This window comes from Pseudomonas sp. R38(2017), from assembly GCF_002112395.1.
Classification (GTDB): Bacteria; Pseudomonadota; Gammaproteobacteria; order Pseudomonadales; family Pseudomonadaceae; genus Aquipseudomonas.
The window spans coordinates 590,308-599,437 of sequence record NZ_NEHN01000006.1; the positions used below are offsets into that span (position 1 = coordinate 590,308).

Below are 9,130 nucleotides of genomic sequence, written 5' to 3' on the forward strand. Positions count from 1 at the left end.
ACGTTGATTCGTCCGAGTGAGGAGAAGGTTACTGGTAACCCTGTGATGCAATAAGTAGATAAAAATTGAAATACTGTCCCTTTTGAGTTGACAGTTGTGTGCACTGGATCACGTATTCTTTCCAACGGTTCCACCGTATCTGGCCATAATGCGCAGACTTATGATTTTGCATGGATTTTGGTGATACTCCCATGAAGACCGTGGCAATGGTGCTGTTCCCGGAGTTTCTGCTGCTCGACATGGCCGGGCCGCTGGAGGTCTTTTCAGTTGCCAACCGTTACCTGAAACCGCAAGCCCACTATCACCTGACGACCCTGGGCACCGAGCGTGGGCCGTTGCGTGCGTCCAATGGCGTCCTCGTGCACGCCGATCGGCACATCGACGAAGCCGATGAGTGCTATGACTTGTTGCTGGTGCCGGGTGGCCCCGGCGCCTACAACGAAAAACACCCGCCGTTGCTCGCCTGGCTGCAGGACGCGGTCACGCGTGCCGGGCAATATGGCTCGATCTGTACCGGCGCCTTCGTGCTTGGACACGCCGGTTTGCTCGACGGCTACCGTGTAACCACCCACTGGAATTACACCGAACGCCTGATCAAGGGCTTTCCAATGGCAAACGTCGCAACTGACCAGATTTTTGTCGAGGATCGCAATCTGATCACGTCCGGGGGCGTTACGGCCGGCATCGATATGGCGTTGGCGGTGGTCGCTCGCGATCATGGCAAAAAGATTGCCCAGGACGTGGCCAAGGTGTTGCTGGTGGTGATGAAACGTCAGGGTGGGCAAGCGCAGTTCAGCCCGTTGATGGCAGCAGTGGCGCCCCAGGAAACACCGATTACCCGGGTGCAGAACCATGTGCTGGAGCATCTGGAGGAAGCTTTCACCGTCGAGCGCATGGCAAGTCTTGCGAATATGAGTGCACGACACTTCGCTCGGGTGTTCGCCCGCGAGGTCAACATGACACCCATGGAATTCCTGCAAAGTGCGCGCATCGATTGCGCGCGCAATCTGCTGGAAACCAGCGATCTGCCGTTGAAGACCGTTGCCTATAAAAGCGGTTTCGGCAGCGTGCGGCACATGCGTTTTCTGTTCGGCGAAAAGCTCGGGCTGACCCCCACGCAATATCGCGAACAGTTCAGCTAGAGCGGTTCTGTCCGTCAAACGCACCCGGATGTCCGTGCTGCGCCCCGTGTGACGGTTGTACCGTCATCGAGGCCTGCGAAGATAACGGACATGAACAGCCTCAACCAATTGAACTCGGCGTCGGTCCTGCGTTTCGGCCCGTACGCGTTCCATTTGCGCCAACGGCTGATCCTCGAAGGGGATCGGCAATTGCACATGGGCGGTCGTGCGCTGGATATCCTGCAGGTGCTGGTCGAGCGCGCCGGGCGGGTGGTCAGCAAAGAGCAACTGATTGCTCTGGTGTGGCCGACCTCGGTGGTCGAGGAGATCAACCTGCGTGTGCACATCGCCGCGTTGCGTAGGGCTCTCGGCGACGGCGAGAACGGTCAGCGCTACATCGTCAATGTGCCGCAATGCGGGTACAGCTTCGTGGCACCGGTGCAGGGCGACAGCGTCGCTCAGGTGGTTTTCGAAAGCCTGCAAGCGCCCCAGCATAACTTGCCCGCACGGCTTACGCCGGTCACCGGGCGCGACTCACTGGTCGGCGGTCTGGTCCGGCAACTGCCGTTGTCCCGGCTCCTGACGGTGACGGGACCTGCCGGCGTCGGCAAAAGCACCGTGGCGCTGCGCGCAGCGGAACTGCTGCTGCAACATTTTCGTGACGGCGTTTGGCAGGTCGATCTATCGCTGATCGATGAAGACATTCCGCTCCTCGATCACCTGCTGAAAACCCTCGACATCGACTTCCCCACATTGGCCGCGCGCCACGCCTTGCTGGTGCTGGACAACTGCGAACACCTGCACGAAGCCTGCCGGAGCCTGCTGGAAACGCTGCTCGACGTTGCCCCCCGTCTGTCGATTCTTGCCACCAGCCGCGAACCATTGCGCCTCGGTCGGGAAGTATTGCAACCACTGCCGTCCCTGACCCTTCCCAAAGCCACGGCGCTTAACAGCGTCGATGAGGTCATGGGCTATTCGGCGGTGCAGCTGTTTGTCAGTCGTGCCCGTGCGCGTCAACACGGGTTTGGTCTGCGTGAGCAGGATCTGGAAACGGTGCGCGATATCTGTCGACGCCTCGACGGCCTGCCGCTGGCGATCGAACTGGCAGCGGCGCAGATCGATGCGCTGGCGCTGGTCGGCCTTCAGACGCAACTGGATCAGGGTCTGCAAGTCCTGAGCCATGGACGCCGTACCGCTGTGCCACGCCATCAGTCGATGAAAGCTGCGCTGGACTGGAGCTATCAGCGCTTGAGCGAGCAGGAAAAACGTGTGCTGCAAAGGTTATCGGTGTTCAAGATGGCATTCACCCTGGACGCCGCCATCGGCGTGATCAGTTGTGCGCAATTACCACCCTCGACGCTGGTGGCTGTGGTTGAACAGTTGGCGGCCAAGTCGCTGCTGGCAATTGATCGATCCAGCGGAACACTGCGCTATCGAATGCTCAACACCACGCGCCGGTATGCCCGCGAGCAACTCGAGCAGGGCGGCGAACTGAACGATGTCGAGCGTCGGCACGCGCGTTACCTGGGCCGCACACGGCCAGCCTCACGCAGCCGACTGACCGCCCAATTCGTCGAGTAGTAAACGCACTTTGCGCAAATCGGGGGTGGCATAGCCTTCGGTGAAGCGCTGGTAGATCGGTGTCAGCAATTCGAGTGCTTCACGGAAACGCGACTGGCGCTGCCACAATTGAGCCAGCGACGTTGCGCTGCGCAGTTCCCAAGCCAGTGCGCCTTGTGTCCGGGCGATCTCAAGGGATTGCTGCAAGGTGCTTTCGACCGTGTGATGGCAGGGCGATTCAGCCGCCAGCAATCGCTCGGCGCGGGCCCGCAAAATCTCCGCAGTGCTCCAGCCGGCCGCGCCGCTTTGTGCTCGTTCGAGCAAAGCATCATCAACGAAAACCGGATCCAGCGTGACCATGATCTCCCTGACCAGACCGCTATCGGCGGGCGGGATGGCGGGAGCCTTGTCGGCGTCGATCACCTGCGCGTAATGCCGCGCCCAGGTGTAGAACAGCAGCACCGAATGTTTCTGCGCCTGTTCGAGCAGCAGTTGCAGCAGCGCGCGAGCGTTCTGCTCATCGCCGTTGTAATAGGCGATCAGGCACGAGGCGAGTGCCAGGGTGTAGCAGATCGAGGTGCCGTGGTTGATCTGCACCGCGATGTCCAGCGCCTGCCGCGCCGTGCGCCAGGCCTGCTCGGGAAAACCCTGCAGCCACAGCACCCGGGCGAGGACGGTCAGCGAGGCGACGCTCTGATCGTATTGCACGCCGAAACCGTGCGTGAAGCGGTTGAGGTGGCCGCTGTGGGCCATGCGCTGGATCACTTGTTCGGCGTGGATCCGCGCCTGATGCTGATCGCCGGCGTAATGCAGCGCGAGCACTCGCAAACGGTGGGTACTCAAGGACAACTGCGCATCGCCCTGCACGCCGAGGCTTTCGAATTGCTCGCTCTGCTCCAGCGCCATCTGGTAATGCCCGCAACTGAGATTGACCGCCATGTGCCCGGATATGGCGCGCAATTGCCCGGCCATGTCGTCGTGCCGTTGCGCCAGCAGACGGGCGCTGACGAAGGCTTCGATGGTTTCCGGTGTGCCGCCCCAGGTGTGATAGCAGGCGCTGCCGAGGGCCAGTTTCAAGGCGATTTCCAGTCGCGGGCAGGGCTCGTCGGATGACGCCAGCAATGCGAGTGCCCGCCGCACGTGAACGCCGTATTCCTTTAGCAGAGACAACTCTTGCCACAACGGCGCCGAGGTCGCCGTCAGTCGAACGCCGAGAGGGCGCGAGCCTTCGTCATTCAGCGTCCAGTCCAGCGCCGCGCGCAGGTCTTCGAGGCTACGGGCGTAGCGCTCGATCCAGACTTCAGTCGCGGTGTTCTCCCAGTCGGCCTGGGCCTGGTGCATCAGCGCCAGGCTGCGTTCGGCATGGCGTTCGCGGGTTTCGCCGAGTTCGGCAGCCTGATCGAGTTTTTCCAGTGCATAGCGGCGGGTGGTGTCGAGCAGGCGATAGAACACCTCTTCATCACCGACCTCTACGGTGAGCAGCGACTTGGCCACCAGTTGCGTGATCGAGGCGAACACTTCGTTCGGCTCGATGTGCTGACCGACAATGACCGCCGCCGCAGATTCCAGCGTGAACGCGCCACGGAACACACCCAATCGGCGCAGGCCGGTCTGTTCGCAGGCGTTGAGCAGATTGAAGCTCCAGTCCAGCGTAGCGCGCAGCGTTTCGTGCCTGCCGAGACGCGTCTGATTGCCTGCCGGCAACCGCCCCTGAAGTTGACTCAGCAAACCGTCCAGCCCAAGACCCGCCACCTGCGCGGCGGCCAGTTCCAGTGCCAGCGGGATGCCATCCAGTCGGCGGCAGATTTCGATGATCGAGGGCAGATCAGCGTTGCCCGGCTCAAAATGTTCGTGGGCCGCCATCGCCCGTTCGACGAACAGTTGCAGCGCAGAAAACCCCATCGCCTGATCACGTTCGAGCACCGCAATCGGCGGTGGACAATCAAGAGATTCCAGACGCTGCACATACTCGCCCTCAGCTCGCAGGCTTTCGCGGCTGGTGGCCAGAATATGCACCTGCGGCGCGCCGCGCAGAATGCTTTCACTGAGCAATGCCACGGCATCGATCAAATGCTCGCAGTTGTCGATCACCAGCAGCATCTGCCGCTCGCGCAGGCTGTTGATCAGGCACGCCATCGGTTCACTGTCGTGCAGCGAAAGATCCAACAGGGCGGCGAGGTGCGAGCAGATCGAATCAGGGTCATCTAGCGGTGCCAGATCCAGCAGACGAATACCGTTGCGATAATGGCCGATCAGTTGCTCGGCGACCCGCAGGGCCACGGTAGTTTTGCCGATGCCACCGGGGCCGACCAGGGTGATGCAGCGCTGGCGCGGCAGTTGGGTCATCAGGCTGTCGACCACCGACTGGCGACCGATCATCCGTGTGCGACGCAGTGGCAGGTTATGCTGGCCGAGGTTGGCGGCGGGGCGTTGTTCAATCGATTGCAGCACGACCGGCGCGACGAAACTGTAGCCGCGCTGCGCCACCGTGACGATGTAGCGCTGGCCGGCCTGACCGTCGCCGAGGGCCTTGCGCAGGGCCGCCATGTGCACCCGCAGATTGATGTCTTCCACCACACTGTCCGGCCATACCCCAGCGATCAGTTGCTGCTTGCTCACCACCTCGCCGGCGTTGGCCAGCAGGATCAGCAGAATGTCCATGGCGCGCCGGCCCAGGCGCAAAGGCTGGTCGCCTTCAAGCACCAGCCGCTGGCCGGGGTGGATCCGATAGGGGCCGAAACCGATGGCCTGATTCGGGGAAAGACTCAACCGCTCACTCCTTCGACGTTTTTTTGATCCTGATCCGTCGGGGTGAAGAATCCGTGACGGGCAGGGCGCAGAGCGACTCGAAGGTCACGCAAGCCGTCTGATCCGCTGTATCCCGGCATATTCCTCAGGATTTGCCGCCAGTGCAACGTGCGCGAGAGGCATACGTTCGGGCATCGCTCGGCATCCAGCGCAGTCACCACTGTATTTAAAGGGCAGAACCTGTGTCCGCTCACCCGACAGCCGGGAAAAATTAACAACGATTAACTCGTCCGCGCCCGCGTCAAAGCCAAAACTTCGGGGCAATGGAATGCATACGTCCGGAGGACGCTGCGATGAGCAAAGTAGTGGTGGTCTATCACAGTGGCTACGGGCACACCCGCGTCATTGCGCAGGCGGTGGCCCAGGGTGTGGAGCGCCATGTGGGCAGCACCTGCCTGTTGCTGGCGGTGGAAGACGTCGAAGCCCACTGGGATGACCTGCACCGCGCCGACGCCATCATCTTCGGCGCGCCGACTTACATGGGCAGCGCCTCGGCCGCGTTCAAGCAATTCATGGAGGCCACGGCCTCGTTCTATCTCGCTCGGCCATGGCGCGACAAGCTCGCGGCGGGCTTCACCAATTCCGGCAGTCTGTGCGGCGACAAACTCAATACCTTGCTGCAAATGGCAGTGTTCGCCGCCCAGCATTCGATGATCTGGGTCGGACTCGATCTGCTGCCGGCGCGTGCGTGCGAAGGTGTGTTCGACGGCCAGTTGAATCGCCTCGGCAGCTCCCTCGGGGCGATGTCCCAATCCTGCGTCGAACAACCGCCCGAGCAGGTACCTCCTCTGGAAGACCAACACACCGCCGCTCACCTGGGCGAGCGGGTGGCGCGACTGGCTCAGCGGATGGCTCGGGACTGAAACCGCCTCAGCGGTTTTTCATGACCTGACACCGCCACGCAAACGGATTGATCCCTTCGCTGCGGGTGAAGATGTGGCAGAAGTGCGCCTGATCGCAGAATCCGCATTCCAGACTGATCTGCGTGAGGCTGTGGTTGGTGTGCTGGATCAACAACTTGGCCCTGGCAATGCGCTGGGTACGAATCCAGTCTTGCGGCGAGTACCCGGTGCTGCACTTGAACGCCCGGGAAAAATGGCTGCGTGAGAGTGAGCAGGCGCTCGCCAGTTCGGTGACCTCAAGGCTGTCGCCCAGGCGTTCGAGGATCAGCTGCTTCACCAGCCGCTCGCGCTGCGGGCTGAGGCCGCCCGTACCGGTTCTGCGTGGTTCGATGGCAGGAGCGAGGGCGACGGTTTGTTGTGAATGAGCCATGGCCAGGGTCCGTGTTGGGGGGAATGCACTGTCAGGCTTTCCCTTGGTTCAAAAAACAACGTTGCGCAGAGGGTTTCATTGTTCGGCGAGAGGCGAGGGCTGACGAGTTAAACGTTGTTAATTACGCTGGCGGAACCTGAACACAGCACACCGCTGCAAGTCCTCGCGGCGCAGGGCGGGCAGGATGGCGAGGATAGGCGGGCCATTGGGGGCCGCAGTTTCGGGCTCGACCAAGGGGATACGCATGAAAGGATTATTCAGCGCAGTGACTGGCCTGGCGCTTGCCGGTGTGATGAGCAGTGCCATGGCGCAAGCGCCACAGATCGGTACTCAGGCACCCGGTTATTTCCGTCTGGCACTGGGCGATTACGAAGTCACCGCGTTATTCGACGGCTACAACGATCTGTCGCCGAAACTGTTGCAGGGCATGAGCCAGAGTCAGATCCGTGCACTGCTGGCCCGTCGCTCGATTGAAACGCCGGGTGTGCAGACCGCGTTCAATGCGTTTCTGGTCAATACCGGCAAGCAACTGATTCTGGTCGATACCGGTGCGGGGCAGTGCATCGGCGCCACCGCCGGTCAGCTCTCGGCAAACATGCAGGCCGCCGGATACAAGCCTGAACAGGTCGATACGATTCTGCTGACCCATCTGCACCTGGATCACGTTTGTGGATTGGTCGACGGCCAGCAACAGCCGATCTTCGCCAACGCTACGGTCTACGCCGCCAAGGCTGAAGCCGATTACTGGCTTGATCCGCAGGCAATGGCCAAGGTGCCGGCCGGCGCCCGGGAATTCTTCAAGATCGCTCAGGACTCCACCGCGCCTTACGTGGCGGCCGGACGCTTCAAGACATTCGCAGAGGGGCAGTCGCCTTTGCCGGGTGTGGTCGAAGCTACACTGGAAGCCGGGCACACGCCGGGCAGCACCACCTATCGCTTCACTTCGCAGAACCAGAGCATCGTGTTCATGGGCGACCTGGTGCACAACCTCGCGGTGCAGTTCGATCATCCCGAAGTGTCGATCAGTTTTGACGTCAACAATCAGCAAGCGATCAAAAGCCGTCATGCAGTGTTCAGCGCAGCGGCCGCGAGCAAAACCTGGGTAACGGCCGCGCATTTGCCGTTTCCGGGTATCGGCCACATCACGGCGGTCGACAAGCACTTCCAGTGGGTACCGGTCGAGTACGGCCCCTACAAACGCGCGGCCAAAGTGCCGCTGATCGAGTAAAGTGCCCACCTTTCACGTCAGGCTCAAACAAGGAAAACGTGCCCCATGAACCGAAACGATCTGCGCCGCGTCGACATGAACCTGCTGGTGATTTTCGAAGCGCTGATGTTCGAAAAGAACCTGACCCGCGTCGCCGAAAAACTGTTCATGGGCCAGCCGGCGGTGAGCGCGGCGCTGGGCCGCTTGCGCGATCTGTTCGACGATCCGCTGCTGCTGCGCAACGGTCGCGGCATGGAGCCGACAGCGCGGGCGCTGGCGATTCTTCAGGAGCTACAACCGGCGATGGACGTGATTTCCGGCGCGGTCAGCCGGGCCAAGGAATTCGATCCGGTGACCAGTTGTGATGTGTTCCGCATCGGTCTGTCGGATGACGCCGAGTTCGGACTGTTCCCGCCATTGCTGCGCCAGTTGCAGGAAGAGGCGCCGGGGATCGTGGTCGTGGTGCGCCGCGCCAACTATCTACTGATGCCGACGTTGTTGGCGTCCGGGGAAATCTCCGTGGGCGTGAGTTACACCACCGATCTGCCGGCCAACGCCAAGCGCAAGAAACTGCGCGACATTCCCTGCAAGGTCCTGCGCGGCGATAACCGCCCGGGCCCGCTGACCCTCGACGAATATTGCGAGCGGCCTCATGCGATGGTGTCGTTCTCGGGGGATTTGAGCGGCAACATCGACGTGGACCTGGCCAAGGTCGGTCGCAGCCGTCGTGTGGTGCTCGGCGTGCCGCAATTCAGCGGTTTGCGCGCGCTGCTGGCCGGCACCGAGATGATCGCGACCGTGCCGGATTACGCGGCGTGTGCGTTGGTTGAGGGTTGTGCGTTGCGGGCTGAAGATCCACCGTTTCCGATTGATGCGGCGCAACTGTCGATGGCGTGGAGCGGGGTGCATGACAACGATCCGGCAGAGAAATGGCTGCGTTCACGGATCAGTCAATTCATGTCGGCGTCGCTGGATATTCCGGCGATCTAGTTGCTCCGGTTACAAAGAAAACGGCCAGCGGATCATTTTTTTATCGGTGCCATATAGCGTTGTTGGGCCGTTTGTCTTAAACCCACACGCACCTGTAATTTCTGACAGTAGTCAACCCCGCTACAGCGCCGTTCAATGCCTCCATCGCCCCGCCATTCGATCGGAGTTCGCG

The 9,130-nt window shown here is 61.4% G+C and carries 7 protein-coding genes; 5 read left to right on the forward strand and 2 right to left on the reverse strand.

Annotated elements, in window-relative coordinates; all coding sequences use genetic code 11:
• Window positions 1–191 precede the first annotated feature (191 nt).
• Window positions 192–1,142: a GlxA family transcriptional regulator gene (locus tag CAF87_RS18655; protein WP_085732526.1), complete on the forward strand. Its 951-nt coding sequence runs from the start codon at window positions 192–194 to the stop codon at window positions 1,140–1,142.
• Window positions 1,143–1,232: 90 nt separating this feature from the next.
• Complete coding sequence (locus CAF87_RS18660; RefSeq protein ID WP_085732527.1) at window positions 1,233–2,702, forward strand: winged helix-turn-helix domain-containing protein; 1,470 nt, start codon at window positions 1,233–1,235, stop codon at window positions 2,700–2,702.
• On the opposite strand, the gene CAF87_RS18665 is transcribed toward CAF87_RS18660, so the two are convergent.
• Complete coding sequence (locus tag CAF87_RS18665) at window positions 2,667–5,450, reverse strand: winged helix-turn-helix domain-containing protein (protein WP_085732528.1); 2,784 nt, start codon at window positions 5,448–5,450, stop codon at window positions 2,667–2,669. The two genes, CAF87_RS18660 and CAF87_RS18665, sit on opposite strands and share 36 nt — an antisense overlap.
• 332 nt (window positions 5,451–5,782) lie before the next feature.
• Here CAF87_RS18665 and CAF87_RS18670 point away from each other — a divergent pair, with 332 nt between their 5' ends.
• Window positions 5,783–6,352, forward strand: a complete 570-nt coding sequence (locus CAF87_RS18670; protein ID WP_085732529.1) for a flavodoxin family protein — start codon at window positions 5,783–5,785, stop codon at window positions 6,350–6,352.
• Window positions 6,353–6,359: 7 nt separating this feature from the next.
• Here CAF87_RS18670 and CAF87_RS18675 read toward each other — a convergent pair whose 3' ends face one another.
• The gene (locus CAF87_RS18675; protein WP_085701207.1) at window positions 6,360–6,761 is read right to left on the reverse strand and encodes a helix-turn-helix domain-containing protein; all 402 of its coding nucleotides are present in this window, start codon (window positions 6,759–6,761) and stop codon (window positions 6,360–6,362) included.
• A gap of 244 nt (window positions 6,762–7,005) precedes the next feature.
• On the opposite strand from CAF87_RS18675, the gene CAF87_RS18680 reads away from it, so the two are divergent.
• Window positions 7,006–7,989 carry an MBL fold metallo-hydrolase gene (locus CAF87_RS18680; RefSeq protein WP_085732530.1) on the forward strand — a complete coding sequence of 328 codons (984 nt, stop codon included), beginning with the start codon at window positions 7,006–7,008 and terminating at the stop codon, window positions 7,987–7,989.
• Between the two features lie 45 nt (window positions 7,990–8,034).
• A complete protein-coding gene (locus CAF87_RS18685) occupies window positions 8,035–8,958 on the forward strand; it encodes a LysR family transcriptional regulator (protein WP_085732531.1) in 924 nt (307 codons plus the stop codon).
• Window positions 8,959–9,130: the final 172 nt, after the last annotated feature.

What these genes read in the sequence shown, in the direction of transcription:
- CAF87_RS18655 (WP_085732526.1), top strand. Translation starts at nt 192, where the DNA reads ATGAAGACCGTGGCAATGGTGCTGTTCCCGGAGTTTCTGCTGCTCGAC.
- CAF87_RS18660 (WP_085732527.1), top strand. Translation starts at nt 1,233, where the DNA reads ATGAACAGCCTCAACCAATTGAACTCGGCGTCGGTCCTGCGTTTCGGC.
- CAF87_RS18670 (WP_085732529.1), top strand. Translation starts at nt 5,783, where the DNA reads ATGAGCAAAGTAGTGGTGGTCTATCACAGTGGCTACGGGCACACCCGC.
- CAF87_RS18675 (WP_085701207.1), bottom strand. Translation starts at nt 6,761, where the DNA reads ATGGCTCATTCACAACAAACCGTCGCCCTCGCTCCTGCCATCGAACCA.
- CAF87_RS18680 (WP_085732530.1), top strand. Translation starts at nt 7,006, where the DNA reads ATGAAAGGATTATTCAGCGCAGTGACTGGCCTGGCGCTTGCCGGTGTG.
- CAF87_RS18685 (WP_085732531.1), top strand. Translation starts at nt 8,035, where the DNA reads ATGAACCGAAACGATCTGCGCCGCGTCGACATGAACCTGCTGGTGATT.